Genomic DNA, 16,070 nt, shown 5'->3' with positions numbered 1-16,070 from the left:
TATTCATATTTATTGAACAGACAGGGTTTCTGGTTGCCCGATCGAGAACCCTTTGGGTTTAGGGCTTGATGCTTAGACCGATTCATCATCGGCAAAAAATTTGGGGATCGCTAATCAGATACAATAACTTCAACCCTAAAAATACCCTGTTTAACCATGCCAACCGCACTAGTTCCCTTGGCTGAAGGATTTGAAGAAATTGAGGCGATTACGATTATTGATGTGTTGCGCCGTGGTGGCGTTGAGGTGCTAACGGTTGGACTAGAATCGGTAGTCGTAGAGGGTGCTCACAACATAACCTTGATGGCAGATCGGCTGTTGGAATATGCCGATCCTAACAATTTTGACATGATTGTATTACCCGGTGGGCCTGGAACCTATAAGCTCAAAGACGATCCCCGAATTATTGACATGCTACAAAAGCAAGCTGCCGCCAGAAAATATACGGCTGCGGTCTGCGCTGCCCCAGTGATATTGTCTGAGGCTGGTTTGCTCAAAGGCAAACGTGCCACTTCTTTCCCCTCGGTGCAGGGTGATTTAGAAGTTGGGGAGTATTTAGCAGTTCCTGTGGTGGTAGATGGGCTCGTAATTACCAGTCGAGGGCCTGGGACAGTCATGGCATTTGCTCTCAAGTTGGTTGAGTTGCTGCAAGGCGAAGCGATCGCGACCAAACTTGCCAGCGATATGCAGGTTAGCTAGGTGATTGCTCGGATAACTTTTTGATATAGTCCGCGATCGCAGGTGTAAAGGATTTAATTAACTCTAGATAAACCTGTTTTTTAAATTCCACAATGGAGTCGGCACATCGCTCAAGGGGGATAAAGCGCACGCTGTTAAATTCGCGCTGATGGGTGTCTAAATTGCAGCGATCGGCGGGTTGATCCCAATAAAACAGATACCAGCGCTGCATTTGCCCTGAATATTTTTTAGATTTGCCCCACACTTCTAGGTCTGGTGGAAAATCGTAGTACAGCCATTCGGGATGCTCGTAGACAAGAGGTGCATCAGCGATTCCTACTTCTTCATATAACTCACGCTGAGCGGCTTTAAAGGGTTCTTCACCCTCGTCTATCCCCCCCTGTGGAAACTGCCATGCTCCACTGACGTTTAGCCTCTCGCCGACTAAAACCTCGCCATTCCGATTAAAGATCACCATGCCCACATTTTTTCTGTATGGCTTTTTCTGCATAAATCTCCTCACCTAGAAAACAAAACTTCTTCAGTTGTACCTTATCGGTATGAATTCGGTATGAATATCGGCGTGGCTCCTGTAAATTACGCCAAGACATCGCGCAATGCCGTAAGTTGTTCCTGCACGATGCGGTAATAGATCCAAGTGCCGCGCCGCTCTTTTTCTAATAAGCCTGCTTCGTACATCACCTTGAGATGGTGGCTGACTGTAGGCTGAGATAGTCCTAATGTTTCGACCAGCTCACAGGCACAAACTTCCTTATTGGGTTGGGCGGCAATCAGACTCAGCATTTGTAACCGCATCGGTTCGCTCAGCACGCGAAAGAGCGTGGCAAGTTGAGCCGACTCTTCAAGGGTGAGGCGACCAGCCAACAGAGGCGGGCAACAGGGCACAACAAGCTTCTTCATATTCTCTATATTGACATAGATGAATATAGGTGGCTAAGATATAGATGACTGTCTATATTGATTAGACTCAATATTAAAGCATTCCTTTTTGTTCGTGGCTTTCACCGCAATCCTAAAAGATTCATGGCAGCAAAACTATCGGTTAAACGACTCTCCTTCCTCGATCGCTTCTTGACCCTATGGATTTTTCTGGCAATGGCGATCGGCGTGGGCATCGGCTACTTTTTTCCTGCATTTGACGCAGTCATCGATCGCTTTCAGGTAGGGGCGACAAACATTCCGATCGCGATCGGCTTGATTTTAATGATGTATCCACCCTTGGCAAAGGTGCGTTACGAAAAATTGGGCGAAATCTTTCGCGATACCAAAATCCTCGGTTTGTCCCTCGTGCAGAACTGGATTGTGGGGCCAATTTTGATGTTTCTTTTGGCGATCGCTTTCCTCAGAGATTTCCCCGAATATATGGTGGGATTGATTTTGATTGGGTTGGCGCGTTGTATTGCCATGGTGGTCGTCTGGAGCGATCTGGCGCGGGGCAATACGGAATATACGGCGGGACTGGTTGCCTTTAACAGCATCTTTCAAGTGATTTTCTATAGCCCCTTTGCATGGCTCTTTATCACCGTACTCCCACCCCTGTTTGGCTTAAAAGGGTCAGTCGTTAATGTCAGCATGGCTGAAATTGCCCAGAGCGTGTTTATCTATTTGGGCATTCCCTTTTTGGCAGGATTTCTGACGCGCTTCTTTTTGGTGAAGCTAAAAGGAAAAACCTGGTATCACGAAGTCTTTATCCCCAAAATCAGCCCAATCACATTGATTGCTCTACTGTTCACGATCGCGGTGATGTTCAGCCTCAAAGGGAATTCCATCGTACAGATTCCCCTAGATGTGGCAAGAATTGCGGTTCCCCTCATCGTTTACTTTATCGTCATGTTTTTGGCGAGCTTCTATATGGCATGGCGCATCCACGCCGATTATGACAAAGCAGCAAGTGTCGCTTTTACTGCATCGGGCAACAATTTTGAGTTAGCGATCGCTGTCGCCGCAGGCGTATTTGGGCTTAAATCTGGTGTTACCTTAGCTGCTGTCGTCGGGCCTTTGGTTGAAGTTCCCGTTCTGATTGGCTTGGTTAATGTCGCTTTTTGGATTAAGAAGCGTTATTTCAAAACGATGGAATCCTCATAGAACTATTACCTATTAACTATCAACTATTAACTGTCAACTATTAACTGTCAACTATTAACTGTCAACTATCAACTACCCATTATAAGGAAAGATTTCCATGAAAAGCGTGATGTTTGTCTGCAAGAAAAACTCGCGGCGATCGCAAATGGCTGAGGGCTTTGCGCGAACCTTAGGAACTGAGAAAATCGAAGTCGCGAGTTCGGGATTAGAAGCAAGTCATATCGATCCGATTAGCGTACAGGTGATGGCAGAGATTGGCATTGATATTAGCCACCAAACTTCTAAAGCCCTGAGCGAGTTTAATCCAGAAAATTTCGATGCCGTGATTTCGCTCTGTGGTTGTGGCGTGAATTTACCAGAAGCTTGGGTTCTGCGGGATATCTTTGAAGATTGGCAACTAGACGACCCAGAAGGTCACTCGATTGAGAAATTTCGCGAAGTTAGAGACCAGGTAAAAGAAAGAGTTGAAAAACTCATCCAAGCTATGACGAACTAACGCCAAAATCTAACCCTGAAGCTGGAACGATGGAAGAAAAAATTTCTGATAACTTGTGGTGGGTGATTCCCAACCAAGTAGCTGGTGTTCGGAAACCCACGGCAGAAGAGATCTCTCTACTGAAAGATGCTGGGATAGGAGCGATCGTTTCCGTGATGGACGATTCAGCTAATTTAGATCTGTACGAACAGCTAGAAATGCCTTTTCTCTGGTTGCCTGTTAAGGGTGGAACTTCTCCATCCATTGCACAGATCGGATCTCTCCGTCAGTTTGTCGAACATCAAAATAATTTAGGACATGGTGTCGCAATTCATTGCACCAGTGGTAGGCGACGGACAGGAACTTTTTTGGCAGCCTATCTCATCAATCTCGGTAAAACCTATACTGAGGCATTAGAAATCGTACAAAATGCAAATCCTGCCGTGGAACTTAGAGAAGCTCAAGTAGAATTCCTACATGAATTTTTCCTGCAAAAACAAATAGCGCAAGGTTCAGAGTTACCCAAAAATTGACGTTATGACATCATTTGACCATCCACCGAGAATTTTGTTTCTCTATGGTTCTCTTAGAGAACGCTCTTACAGCCGACTTTTAGCAGAGGAGGCAGCAAGAATCATCCAAGAATTTGGTGCAGAAGTGAAATTTTTCGATCCGCGTGAATTGCCTATCTACGGCAGCGTTCCCGATACGCATCCCAAAGTGCAGGAGTTAAGGGATCTCAGCACTTGGTCTGAAGGGCAGGCATGGAGCAGTCCAGAAATGCACGGCAATATCACGGGAATTCTAAAAAATCAAATTGATTGGATTCCCTTAAGTATCGGTGCTGTGCGACCGACTCAGGGCAGGACTTTGGCTGTCATGCAGGTAAGCGGCGGTTCCCAATCCTTTAATGCAGTGAATACCATGCGTATTCTAGGACGATGGATGCGCATGTTCACAATTCCCAATCAATCGTCGGTAGCTAAAGCCTATCAGGAGTTTCACGAAGATGGAACGATGAAAGAATCGGCTTACCGCGATCGCGTCGTCGATGTCATGGAAGAACTCTATAAATTTACCCTGCTTTTAAGGGATAAAGTGGATTACCTATGCGATCGCTACAGCGAACGTAAAGAAAAAGAGAAAAATAGCTAGCTTATGCCAACGGATAACTATGTCTTTAAGGCTTTCCTATACCAAATTAACGTAATTTAATTTGGCTCAATGATTTGTTGTTTAAGCCAAGTACTAATTGCAGAAGGGATAGTCGTGAAATGGATGTAGAGTTTGGTGGAATTCCCAACCAAGTTCCGATCTTGAATCTTTGACTCTGGGAAATTCTGCTCTGAGGTTTCTGCTGCTTCTGTATTAGGGGGATGAGTGGATGCGAGGTCTAAAACTTTAGCATAAATTTCACCTTCCCAATCAGATTGAATTGCTAGCAAGAGGATTTTGATATTGACCAGAGGTGGAATGACACACTCACTGAGCACTTCAGCCCGATGTTCGGATAGTTTGAGAATGGTTCCTTGAAAAGTCTCATTTTCTAAATGCTTATCATCTAAAATGCGATATTCAATGGGAATAGGGGTTTTGAGTTTATGAAACTGCTCCTGGATCTCAGACAAAAAGAGATTATATTTCCCAGCAATACCGCAAACATCATGAATGGTAATCGGTTGCTTTACCCCTTTAGGCTCAACCTGCATACTGCTATTGGTCTGTACAATTCCATCGGCATGGGCGAAGGTGCTTTCTGAAACAAGAACTTGTCCTCCCACAGTGTAGGATTCAATTCTCGAGGTTAGGTTCACCTGACTGCCCACAACTGCATATTTGGCGCGAGATTGAGAACCAATATTCCCAACGACGACTTCGCCCGTATTGATCCCTATTCCCATTGCAATTTGGGGTAATTCCATCTTCTCCAAAGCGTGATTGACTGAGGTCATTGCTAACTGCATCGCGATCGCACAAGCGATCGCACGGGGAGCATCATCTTCCCGACCGATCGGAGCACCAAAAATCACTAAAATTGCATCGCCAATAAATTCATCAATCGTTCCTTGGTACTGGTTGATTACATCGGTCATAGCTCCCAGAAACACATTGAGGATTTCTACGACCTTTTCAGGCGGTAATTGCTCAGATATGGTAGAAAAGCCCCTAAGATCGCACATAAGAATCGTGACTTTGCGCCTTTCACCCCCAAAATGCAAGCCCTCAGGGGTCTCTAACAAGCGAGCGACCACCTCGTCTGTGAGATAACGGCTAAAATAGGTACGAATTTGAGAAGCGGAACGGGCAAGGTAACTCGTTACCAAGATACTCGCACCCCAAGTTGCAAGCAGAGGTGGCGCAATCGGAATCCACCATCCATAGACAAAAGCGATCGCCGCAATCCCCAACAAGACTCCACTCACGATCGCGACGCGTAAGGAGCGAATAATCCGCAAACCGTTACGCCAAAGAGATGGCTCAGAATCTCGCTCAGAATCTACATATCGCCATTGCCAGACTACCATTGCTCCTACGATAGACCAGCCAAAAATCCATAGATATTCCCAAATCTCAAACCAAGTTTTGATCCCTGTTCGCCCTTCCATCGCTGCACCGATCAACTGGCTGACAACTTGGGCGTGAACTTCCACTCCTGGGGTTTGTAGGCGATTGTTTCCCAATCCACCATCAAGGGGCGTAACAAAAAAGTCTTTTGTGCTGGGGGCGGTTACGCCGATTAAAACCACGCGATCGCGCATTAAATCTGGAGGGATCTTTCCTTCTAGGACATCAACAACCGATATGGTTCGAAAACCATGCAACGATCGGCGAAAATTAATCAAAATTTGATGCCCACCGTCATCGGCTCGAATATAACCCCCATCATTTTCACGAAAATGTTCGGTATTAATCGCTTCGGGATAGGGAATATTTTCGTCGGGTTCAATCTTTAAGTAAATCAGTGCCAACTTTAAGGCAAAACTCAAACTGGGAGGTCGATCTCGAAACTGTTGAGAGAGTAGTCCTCGCCGTACCCTGTTGTCACTGTCTATGGGCAAGCTGATATCGCCTACTTGGTCTTGCTGTTGAAGTTCAGGTGGCGGATTGATGACGGAACCTTCTTTGTTGGTTGCGTCATTTGAACTAGGTTTTTTTTCGGCTCCAATCAGATGAGAGGTGTTTTTATAAAAGGCAACAAGCGCTTGATGCCCGGGTTCGACAGGTAAATCACGAGCTAGATCCAATCCGATCGCTCTGGGCTTTTGCTGTTCGATCTTGGTTAATACCTCAGCCAATTTGCCATCACTCATCGGCCATCCTAGCTTTTGGAAAGCTGGCTCATCAATGCCCACAATCACAACGCGCGGATCGTCTGGCTCAGGCGATCGCCATCGAAAAAACTGATCGAGCATTGCCCATTCTAAGGGTTGTAAAAAACCACTCAAACGCAAGATTAGCACCAGCAACGTAGCACTGGGAGCCGCTAAGAGTACCCCTCGCCACTGCCAGATTTGCAGCTTGAGTTTAGACCACATGTAACCTCATGAAAAAATTTTGTGACCTATGGACTCATATTGGTAAAAGGTCTTGTTGCCAATTGATCGAGATTGGCTGACTTTAATAGATCGACCCATTCTGGTAAGGGCTTTTTGCGATCGGGATTTTCCCGCTGAAGCTCAGCAAGAATTTTTACCGAATCATACCAAATCCCCAAGTTGGCATAAACGCTAGCGCGTTCCAAAGGCAATGAGTTTTCTAGTTGCTTTGATAAGCCAGGACTGAGTTCGACCCGTTGGATCGAGCCACGCACCTCCTTAAACTCATCTTTATAAAGATTTCCTAGGGTGAAGCGCCAAGCATAGATTTTGTTCACTTTTAGCTCTGGGGCATTCACAGGCATGGTGTAACCGATCACACCTGCTGGACTGTCAACTTGAAAAGTTGTTGAGTAAATTTGCCTAAGCTTCCCAGCATTATCGACATCATAAAGCTTAAAAGATGCTCTTCCTCGCACTTGAGGCATGCTAAAGAAAAAAGTAGGTCGAGCCGATAACGTTAGAGGTGGAGGGTTTAATTTAAGATCTGCATCAGGGACTAAGGCGGACAAACAACTAACATCTATGGTGGGATCGCATTTTTCGGGAGGGTTCCTAAAAATTCCTGGTAAAGATATTTTAAGAATGCCAATATCTTTAGGCGGGATATATCGTACTTTCTGCCCTTTGGTTGCTCCTTTGGTCGCTTCTTTCGTTACTACATCTTGAGCGTATGCAGAGGCAATCTGGAGTGGCAGAAAGCTCAGAGACAAGAGCAGCGAACAGGTAGAAGCAAAAAGGTAAGAAGATTTAATTGCCATAATGGTTAGCCTTCCATGCACAGAAACAATGACCGTTTATGCTTAATTAAGGATTATGACGCAAAAACGCTAAAATCGTTCATACCGAACATCTTACTCGAATTTTTCCTCGAAGTTTACGCGAAGTTTTTATAGGTCATACACTGCCATGTCAGGGTCATTATTTGCGGATGCTAGTAAACGACTAGAAGAAGCACTCAAGCATGTCAAAATTACCGAAGATGCTGCTGAGCATCTTAAATATCCTAAAGCCAGTCTCCAAGTTTCCATTCCTGTGCGGATGGACAATGGTGCGCTTAAGATTTTTCAGGGCTATCGGGTGCGCTATGACGATACCAGAGGCCCTACAAAGGGCGGAATTCGCTATCATCCGAATGTGTGCATGGACGAAGTCCAGTCACTTGCCTTTTGGATGACGTTTAAATGTGCGGTGTTAGATCTTCCCTTTGGCGGTGCGAAAGGCGGAATTACCCTCGATCCAAAACAACTCTCTAAATTTGAGCTAGAACGTCTCAGTCGCGGTTATATCGATGCGATCGCTGATTTCATCGGGCCTAACGTCGATATTCCTGCACCAGACGTGCAGACTAACCAGTTAATTATGGGTTGGATGATGGATCAGTACAACATTATTCAAAGACAGATCACGCCTGCGGTGATTACGGGCAAGCCCTTGTCGATGGGCGGCAGTTTAGGTCGAGATACTGCCACAGGCATGGGGGCTTACTATGTGATTGAAACCCTGATGCCACAATTTAAACCCGTGCGAGAAATCACTACGGTGGCAGTGCAAGGCTTTGGTAATGTTGGCGCGGTGGTAGCCGATCTCCTCTGCGAAGCAGGCTACAAAGTGGTGGCGGTAAGTGACTCTAAAGGCGGCATTTATGCCAAACAGGGACTCGATATCAAGAGCTTGATTCAATTTAAGCAATCTACCCGTGATTTTAAAGCAGTGTATTGCCAAGATTCAGTCTGCAACATTGTCGAGCATGAGCTGATTACAAACGAACAGTTACTGGCTTTGGATGTCGATATTCTCATTCCTGCCGCCTTAGAAAATCAAATCACCAAAAAGAACGCCCATACGATTCAAGCCAAATACATTGTGGAAGCCGCAAATGGCCCCATTACACCAGAGGCCGATCTCATTCTCAATCAAAAGGGAACCTTAATCTTTCCCGATATTCTTGCCAATGCGGGAGGGGTGACGGTCAGCTATTTTGAATGGGTGCAAAATCGCAGCGGTCTATATTGGACGTTAGATGAGGTCAACAGTCGTCTCAAGCAAAAAATGGTGAATGAGACCAATCAAATTTGGGCGATCGCGCAGAAGCTCTCTATTTCCATGCGAACAGCTGCCTATGTCCACTCACTCAATCGCATTAGCGAAGCGATCGATGCCAAGGGAACGAGGGATTATTATATGCAGTAGCTTGCCACGCTTGTTTAAATAGCATTCGCAATTCGCCTTGGGTTTTACAGACCATATAACGCTGAAATTGTTTGTGGAGAACTAAATTGTGCTTGGCAATATTTAAGACTTCCTGTTACAGGATAGCAATGACTGTATTTTTAGATTTAGAATAAAAAATTAAATCGAATGTGACTATGGGAAAACCAACAGGCTTTATCGAATATGTTCGCGAATTGCCGGCTGACCGACTGCCGCTCGATCGCATTCAGGACTGGGACGAGATTCACCAGCACATGCCAGACGAGAAACTGCGCACTCAAGGCGCGCGCTGCATGGACTGCGGCACACCGTTTTGCCATACGGGGACAATCATTAGTGGCATGGCGAGCGGTTGTCCGATCAACAACCTGATCCCAGAGTGGAACGATCTGGTTTATCGCGGTCTCTGGCAAGAAGCACTCGATCGCCTGCATAAAACCAATAATTTCCCAGAGTTTACGGGTCGCGTCTGCCCTGCCCCCTGCGAGGGTTCCTGCGTGTTGGGTATAAATAACCCACCTGTAACAATCAAAAACATCGAAGTCTCGATCATTGACAAAGGCTGGGAAGAGGGGTGGATTACCCCCGAACTACCCGCAAAGCGCACGGGTAAAAAAATTGCGATCGTTGGTTCTGGCCCTGCGGGCTTAACTGCCGCCGCCCAGCTTAACAAAGCAGGCCATTGGGTCACCGTCTACGAACGCAGCGATCGCCCCGGTGGACTGCTCATGTATGGCATCCCCAACATGAAGCTAGAAAAAGAATCTGTAGTTATGCGTCGGCTCAACGTGCTCGAAGCCGAGGGCGTTACCTTTGTCTGCAATGTCGAGATTGGCAAAGACTTACCTGTCGAAACCTTGCTCAAGGAATTTGACTCTGTCGTGCTTTGCACGGGTGCAACCAAGCCTCGCGATTTGCCAATTGAAGGACGCAATCTCAAGGGCATCCACTTTGCCATGGACTTCCTTACAGCCAACACCAAGTCGTTGCTCGATAACCACTGCGGCGAAGACTTTATTTCGGCAGAAGGAAAAGATGTGGTGATTATCGGTGGCGGAGACACGGGTACGGACTGTGTTGGGACTTCACTACGTCATGGTTGCAAGAGTGTCGTGCAGGTAGAGATCATGCCCATGCCGCCAACCAAGCGCGCTGCGGATAACCCTTGGCCCGAATGGCCTAAAGTCTACAAGATGGACTACGGACAGGAAGAAGCGGCTGCTAAGTTTGGTGAAGATCCCCGCACTTATCTCACAACCGCAGTAAAGTTTGAAGATGACGAAAACGGTCATGTCAAAGCGGTTCACACCGTGCAGGTAAAGTGGGGAAAAAATGACAAGGGTCAGTTTGTTCCCGATCGCATCCCTGGCACTGAAAAAGTCCTTCCCGCGCAGCTCGTACTGTTAGCGATGGGCTTTCTCGGCCCCGAGCAGCCTTTGCTCGATGCTTTAGGTGTGGAACGCGATGCTCGCAGTAACGTCAAAGCCGACTATGGCAGTTATACCACCAGTATTTCGGGTGTGTTTGCCGCAGGTGACTGCCGTCGCGGACAGAGCCTCGTAGTCTGGGCATTTAACGAAGGTCGTGGTGTGGCTCAAGCCTGCGATCGCTATCTCATGGGTAGCACCGATCTGCCCTAAGCATCGGTAAATAGTAATCAGTGATTATGGGTAATGGGTCATGAGATTTTAAATAGATCGTCTTTTAAGCTCGTCGCCGATTACCTATCCCTCATCCCCCATTCAAGGAAGGAAATGAAATTATGGAAGGCACAATGGTTTCTCCCCAATTGGTTTATGACAATCTCAGTTTGCTAGAGCAAGTCGATCTTGTCACCAGTGCAATCTATCGTCAGTTAGCGCAAGAAATTTTGGCCGATCCCGATGTTAGCCTGACATGGCAGCAAGCGATCGCCGACCGACTCAACCAAGCAAACCGACTACTCTCGGTGCGAACTGTAGATGGTAATGACAGCTACTAGCTAGCGGGTCTGTCTCCATAGCGAATTTGTAGTGCGGGTATCTTGCCCGCTTTAATTCAGTTGAGGCAACTACTTTAAAAGTTTCTCGTTTTTAGCCAAGATAGCGTAAAGACAGGATCGTAATATCATCTGACTGTGAGACGTTACCTGAGAAATCAAACACCGATTTTTCGAGGGTTTCCACAACGTTCTGAGAAGTTGCTTGGGATGGAACTGTATTTAGAACTTCACCGGCTCTCATCGTCGTGAAGAATTCCTTGTTCTCATTTTCTGCTTCTGTCACTCCATCTGTATAAATGACCAGCGTATCTTCTGGACGCAAGGTCAATTCTGCCAGACCAAAGCTAGCATCCTCAAAAACACCCAGCAACATTCCTGGAGGCACATTCAAAATTTCAAAAGGCTGACTTCCATTCCTCAAAAATGGTTGATTATGCCCACCATTGACATAGATTAACTGACCAGAGTCAACATCAAAAATACCCACAAACATGGTTACAAACATATCATCTTTATTGTGCTTGCAAAGATGTTGATTGATCGAAGTAAAGCTTGAGGCGAGTGAATTAGAACTTGAAATCATCAAACGCAGTAAGGTAATCACGCGAATCATAAACAGAGCTGCTGGAATTCCTTTGCCAGAAACATCTCCAGCCGCAATGTAAATATATCGTTCGTCTAACTCTAGGCAGTCAAAGAAATCCCCCCCAACTTCCTTTGCTGGAATAACTTTCGCAAAAACATCAACTTTAGGATGGTTTGGGAACAATGGCATCTGAGGCAAAATATTAGCTTGGATTTTACTCGCTGCCCTCAAGTCTCTATGGAGTTGCTCGGAAGCGATCTGCTTCTGTAGCGCAATCTCATTATGTTTCCGCATTCGCCTTGATAGACCCTGAAGCAGATTTTTCACAAATCTTGGGATGGGAACCAAGCGTTCCCAAAAAACTGTCTCTTGAATTTCTATCAATTCACAATCGCCATCAGCGACAACACGGGCTGAAACTGGCTTATTCTCGATAATTGACATTTCTCCAATACACTCACCAGGAGAAATAATGCCCCACATCTCACTATTAGGGTTCAATTCATCAAAGATAGCAAGATAAATCCGTAATTCCCCAAGTAATAACAAGTATAAATGGTGATTTTCTTGTCCAGGCGCGATCAGGACTTCTCCCGCCTCGATCGATTTAATTCTGAAGTATGGCAAGAGTCGTTCGATCGTTTGAAGGTCGATCCCCTCGAAAACGGAACAGGAAGCAATCGTATTCAGAATAGAACGATTCTCTGAGAGGAGGCTACTTAATTCTGGATTTGGGATGTTAACCATCTACAGGCTACTCCAAATTTAATCACATTCATGTCAAGAGCATTAACCCAAATCATTTTGACTGCGATCGATTCTATAGAATCTATAGAAATCCTATTTAATTTCTGTGGGGGTAATTCATGAATTGCCCCTATAGATTCTACGCAGAAGAAAGAATCTCTCAGGTATCATTTAGGATCGTTAATATACCGCCAATCTCGACATGACAAAGCCGATCGCCTTGGGGAATCTCAGTGGTTATACAAAGAATACCATAGCCTCCAAAGCAAGTAGCGATCGCTACTTGCTGTCTACCGATGTAGAAGCGCTTTTGTCTGGAGACTCTGATTTAGTCTAATCACTCATATCCATCAGGGCAGGTTGGCTGAGGAGAAAGCTTAAATCTAGGGGGCTTAACTTTTGTGGGCTTCTTACTGGAGCATAATAAAGCTTCGATGTAAATATCCTCAGAATTTCCTAGTGCTTTGATATAAACCAGTCCTGTGTAGGACATCAGACCATCTTTTTTGGCAACCCCAATGGTTTGAACTGCTTTCTTGGTATCTAGAACCACAATCTGATAGCTATATTTTTCGGTTTCGGGTTTAATGCCAACGCCTAACTCATCTACTTTGCCAGTAAAGTACGATCTCTCGGTAAAAAAGGCGTAATTGCTCAACCTAGAAGGAATCAGGGTTTCAGCCTATAAATTGTCTCAAAAACTAGCTAAATGACACCATTCTCATTTGTCAAACGATAATTTGCTGATATATAGATAAAATAGAGGTAAAATCGACTTTTTGACAGTCATTTTTTGTTGATTTTACTAAGTTGAGCAATTACAAAAAGGCTTGTGCTCCCTTATTCATCCAACTAACGTAAGTTCTTGCTTCCGATTGAGCTACTCGATTGGTCTGATAGGCAAAACTGACAATTTCAATATCAGAGGGAAGCTTACCCTCCTTTGAGATTTGCGTTAAAAAAAGTGTATTGGGCATAAATAGCGTGCCCATAACTCCCCCATTTGTGTATTGCAATCCACAAGGAATTTGGATTTGAGGAATAACGAGTTGACCGCGATCGTTAATCGAAAAAGTCACGCGAGAGCCGATGCTTCCTTGCATGACATCTAGATAAATTTGTCCATTGTTACTGCTGACCTGATATTCGCCTGCGATCGCAGTTTTTTGCCTTGGATCTACGAAATACAGCTTACCATTAGGCAAAAAAATTAGAATTCGTTTATTTGAATCATCGCCAGCTAGATTGATCTCCCATTGTCCGATTAGTTTTTGGGTTTCAGCTTGCACTTCTGAGGGTTCCGCTGCGATCGCCTCCATCCCTCCCCGAATATTCCCAATTTGCCAGCCATAGCCCACCAATGCTGTTGCACTGACAAACATTGCTAAGCCGATAGAAGTTAGATATTTCATCGCCATACACCCTAGAACTTAGATTTATCTGAATGTTTGAATTGTGGCACAAAGTTGTAGTAGCAGATATAGCATCAAGAATTCTCTTCATAAAAGTAATAAAAACATCTCACCCATTTCATGTTTAGGAAAGAAAAGGGTGAGGTCTGTAAAGAACATGGGTGATTAAATATTGATGCTTTGAGGGATTTTGGAAGGCAGCAAGACATCATAATGCGTAGGGCGTTTTTCATTCCTTGCCTTAATCTCAAGCTCAATTTCGGCAAGTCTTTGGTTAAATACTTGCAAGCAACCATTCACAAGTTCATTGGTAAAATAGCGATCGCCATAGATGCCAAGCTGCGTATAGTAAACCGATCCCAATAAATAGGTCATATTCAGTTGGTTCTCTGATTGAGCCAAAGAGGGAAGCAAATCAAAATAATCGGCTTCTTGAATGCCCGTAACGGATTTAGGGGCTTCTCTATAACCCGCCATGGGCATATTGGGCATGTAGGTCATTAAAGATGATTGGGGGAAATTTACGGCAGCATGTTGGGCACTACCCGTAAAGATAATCAGGGTAACTGCTTCAATGAGATATTGTAAGGTTCGGATGCGAGGGGTGGGATCTTCCTCAGTTACCTCTCCAATCTCAGTCATTTGTCCACGATCGCTAGCGACTAACTCAGCAATCCAATTTTGCAAGCAGGCATCATTGAGAACCTTTACATCGTCTGCATAAAAGATCTTAAGATAGCCTGAGACCCAGTTATGGATGGCGTCCCAAAGTAAAAGTGCATCATCGCGATAGGGATAATCAGGCAAGGCGTTGGCATCATCGACACCCCGATGTTCCAAGGTCTTGGGCAAAGATGATTCATTAAAAGCAAAAGGATAGCCTTTCGCACCCTTGAGACTGAGTAAGACTGAAGACTCCAAAGTTCCAGCCGCAATTTTGTCAACCGTTCCACCGCGATTTACTAAACCTTTAGTAGCTGAATCGTTAATATACAAAGTTCCCTCAAAGTGAGGGGTTAATAAAATGCCTAGAGGATGCGGAGCTTCCAGTTGATTATAGGTGGCGATCGCGATCGGTTCCATCCATAGATGCGTTCTACCGAGGTGAGAAATCAACTCGTGATAGTTACTATCGGCAATTTGCACGGTTAACTTTGCCATCTGCCAAGCCCAACGCTCTGAAGCAGAAGCGTGAAGCGAAGGGGCGGTAAAAATAGGATTATCTGATGATGGCTTTTGATAACACTGAATCGCCACAGGGACTAACTTGCGATTGGGATAATCTCCTGGTTCAACAGCGAACAGCGCGATCGGATGACAAAGATATTTTTGAACTGTCTTATTGCCATCCTGTACAGTACCTAGCTGGACTTCTTGCAAAACCTCATAGTCTGCAATGTACAATCTATTTTCTTGAATAGCTTGTTCGAGCGAATCTTCTGCACCCATCACAGTTTGATAGTCGGTATCGGTAATTGGGAACTTTTCTGGAATGGTTGTCAATCTTTGAATCACTAAAGGATTTACCCCAGCAACTCGTTGTGAGGCAAAGACTCTATCCTCCAGTGCTCGATGGGCAACCGTAGGTAAATAGATCGTCTGAAATAGGTCTTGATAGTCTTTGAACGCAAGTTTGGAATCGAGAGTGGTCTGGTGTTTTAGCGCTTTTTTAGAGGTTTTCTTTTGAACATCGCTCACCATGCCAACAACGCGCTTTTCTACCATCTCTGTAATCTGCTTTCTTTCTGCTGCATCCGTAGATGTATTGATGGTATTCACGTCCTGTTGAATATTTTCTGATTTTGGCGTTTCACCAAATTTCTTGTACAGCCATTGAATTACCCACAGTAAAGCTTTATAAAGGCGTTCGATCCAGCCTAGATTTTCGCTCAGAAGTCTGGAAAGCCTTACATACCAAATGAGGCTGAAAATGAAGCCACCCTTGATGGCGACATCATACATGGCTTGGTTTGCCTGAACTCGCAACAAGATGGAAACAACATCACGAATCCATCCGCCTTTTGTCAGCGAATTATCGTCAAAGGCAACTGCCGAAGCAATGGGATAGGTCAGTTTGGCATCAGGTTGCTTGGCAAGCATCTGGGCAAAGGCATTATGGTTATAGGTATATTTTTGGTCAGGCAAAGCTTCAGCCTTCTTCTCATTAGGTTCGGAAGAATCATCTGGTGGCAAAGTTTGAGTCATTTCAATAACCAATTGTGGGCATCTCTAAAAATACAAACAAGAGTAGGAAGGGATTTGAGGAAAATGAGGT

17 protein-coding genes are annotated in these 16,070 nt (G+C 45.1%); 9 read left to right on the top strand and 8 right to left on the bottom strand.

Annotated features, from left to right (window positions below):
* Positions 1-156 precede the first annotated feature (156 nt).
* On the top strand, positions 157-699 hold the full coding sequence (locus V2H45_RS16255; RefSeq protein ID WP_330484708.1) for a DJ-1 family glyoxalase III: 543 nt from the start codon (positions 157-159) through the stop codon (positions 697-699).
* Here V2H45_RS16255 and V2H45_RS16250 read toward each other — a convergent pair.
* Complete coding sequence (locus V2H45_RS16250) at positions 692-1,189, bottom strand: RNA pyrophosphohydrolase (protein WP_330484707.1); 498 nt, start codon at positions 1,187-1,189, stop codon at positions 692-694. The two genes, V2H45_RS16255 and V2H45_RS16250, sit on opposite strands and share 8 nt — an antisense overlap.
* 86 nt (positions 1,190-1,275) lie before the next feature.
* Positions 1,276-1,599, bottom strand: coding sequence for an ArsR/SmtB family transcription factor (locus V2H45_RS16245; protein ID WP_330484706.1), 324 nt, complete (start codon positions 1,597-1,599; stop codon positions 1,276-1,278).
* Positions 1,600-1,722: 123 nt separating this feature from the next.
* Here V2H45_RS16245 and arsB point away from each other — a divergent pair, with 123 nt between their 5' ends.
* The 4 genes from arsB to arsH all read left to right on the top strand — a co-directional run bounded on the left by arsB (position 1,723) and on the right by arsH (position 4,414).
* Positions 1,723-2,784, top strand: a complete 1,062-nt coding sequence (gene arsB / locus V2H45_RS16240) for an ACR3 family arsenite efflux transporter (RefSeq protein ID WP_330484705.1) — start codon at positions 1,723-1,725, stop codon at positions 2,782-2,784.
* 97 nt (positions 2,785-2,881) lie between these two features.
* Positions 2,882-3,280, top strand: a complete 399-nt coding sequence (gene arsC, locus V2H45_RS16235) for an arsenate reductase, glutathione/glutaredoxin type (protein ID WP_330484704.1) — start codon at positions 2,882-2,884, stop codon at positions 3,278-3,280.
* 29 nt (positions 3,281-3,309) lie between these two features.
* The gene (locus V2H45_RS16230; protein WP_330484703.1) at positions 3,310-3,792 is read left to right on the top strand and encodes a phosphatase domain-containing putative toxin; all 483 of its coding nucleotides are present in this window, start codon (positions 3,310-3,312) and stop codon (positions 3,790-3,792) included.
* A gap of 4 nt (positions 3,793-3,796) precedes the next feature.
* A complete protein-coding gene (gene arsH, locus V2H45_RS16225; RefSeq protein ID WP_330484702.1) occupies positions 3,797-4,414 on the top strand; it encodes an arsenical resistance protein ArsH in 618 nt (205 codons plus the stop codon).
* A 56-nt stretch (positions 4,415-4,470) separates the two neighbouring features.
* Here the strand turns inward: arsH and V2H45_RS16220 are convergent, their stop codons facing one another.
* Together V2H45_RS16220 and V2H45_RS16215 are read right to left on the bottom strand one after the other, a co-directional pair.
* Positions 4,471-6,795, bottom strand: a complete 2,325-nt coding sequence (locus V2H45_RS16220; protein WP_330484701.1) for a CHASE2 domain-containing protein — start codon at positions 6,793-6,795, stop codon at positions 4,471-4,473.
* Positions 6,796-6,821: 26 nt separating this feature from the next.
* Positions 6,822-7,616 carry a DUF928 domain-containing protein gene (locus V2H45_RS16215; protein WP_330484700.1) on the bottom strand — a complete coding sequence of 265 codons (795 nt, stop codon included), beginning with the start codon at positions 7,614-7,616 and terminating at the stop codon, positions 6,822-6,824.
* 148 nt (positions 7,617-7,764) lie between these two features.
* Here V2H45_RS16215 and V2H45_RS16210 point away from each other — a divergent pair, with 148 nt between their 5' ends.
* The 3 genes from V2H45_RS16210 (at position 7,765) to V2H45_RS16200 (ending at position 11,050) form a co-directional block, all read left to right on the top strand.
* Positions 7,765-9,048, top strand: coding sequence for a Glu/Leu/Phe/Val family dehydrogenase (locus tag V2H45_RS16210; protein ID WP_330484699.1), 1,284 nt, complete (start codon positions 7,765-7,767; stop codon positions 9,046-9,048).
* Between the two features lie 176 nt (positions 9,049-9,224).
* A complete protein-coding gene (locus V2H45_RS16205; protein ID WP_330484698.1) occupies positions 9,225-10,709 on the top strand; it encodes a glutamate synthase subunit beta in 1,485 nt (494 codons plus the stop codon).
* A gap of 122 nt (positions 10,710-10,831) precedes the next feature.
* On the top strand, positions 10,832-11,050 hold the full coding sequence (locus tag V2H45_RS16200; protein ID WP_330484697.1) for a hypothetical protein: 219 nt from the start codon (positions 10,832-10,834) through the stop codon (positions 11,048-11,050).
* A gap of 91 nt (positions 11,051-11,141) precedes the next feature.
* Here the strand turns inward: V2H45_RS16200 and V2H45_RS16195 are convergent, their stop codons facing one another.
* Complete coding sequence (locus tag V2H45_RS16195) at positions 11,142-12,383, bottom strand: SpoIIE family protein phosphatase (RefSeq protein WP_330484696.1); 1,242 nt, start codon at positions 12,381-12,383, stop codon at positions 11,142-11,144.
* Between the two features lie 202 nt (positions 12,384-12,585).
* On the opposite strand from V2H45_RS16195, the gene V2H45_RS16190 reads away from it, so the two are divergent.
* Positions 12,586-12,720 carry a hypothetical protein gene (locus V2H45_RS16190; protein WP_330484695.1) on the top strand — a complete coding sequence of 45 codons (135 nt, stop codon included), beginning with the start codon at positions 12,586-12,588 and terminating at the stop codon, positions 12,718-12,720.
* On the opposite strand, the gene V2H45_RS16185 is transcribed toward V2H45_RS16190, so the two are convergent.
* The 3 genes from V2H45_RS16185 to V2H45_RS16175 all read right to left on the bottom strand — a co-directional run bounded on the left by V2H45_RS16185 (position 12,721) and on the right by V2H45_RS16175 (position 16,000).
* Complete coding sequence (locus tag V2H45_RS16185; protein WP_330484694.1) at positions 12,721-13,041, bottom strand: type IV pilin-like G/H family protein; 321 nt, start codon at positions 13,039-13,041, stop codon at positions 12,721-12,723.
* 160 nt (positions 13,042-13,201) lie between these two features.
* Positions 13,202-13,795 (bottom strand): hypothetical protein, encoded by a 594-nt coding sequence (locus V2H45_RS16180; protein ID WP_330484693.1) that lies wholly within the window; start codon positions 13,793-13,795, stop codon positions 13,202-13,204.
* Between the two features lie 165 nt (positions 13,796-13,960).
* Complete coding sequence (locus V2H45_RS16175; RefSeq protein ID WP_330484692.1) at positions 13,961-16,000, bottom strand: lipoxygenase family protein; 2,040 nt, start codon at positions 15,998-16,000, stop codon at positions 13,961-13,963.
* Positions 16,001-16,070 lie beyond the last annotated feature (70 nt).

Source organism: Tumidithrix elongata BACA0141 (assembly GCF_036349135.1).
Lineage (GTDB): Bacteria > Cyanobacteriota > Cyanobacteriia > Pseudanabaenales > Pseudanabaenaceae > Tumidithrix > Tumidithrix elongata.
This window is presented reverse-complemented; position numbering and strand designations above follow the sequence as displayed.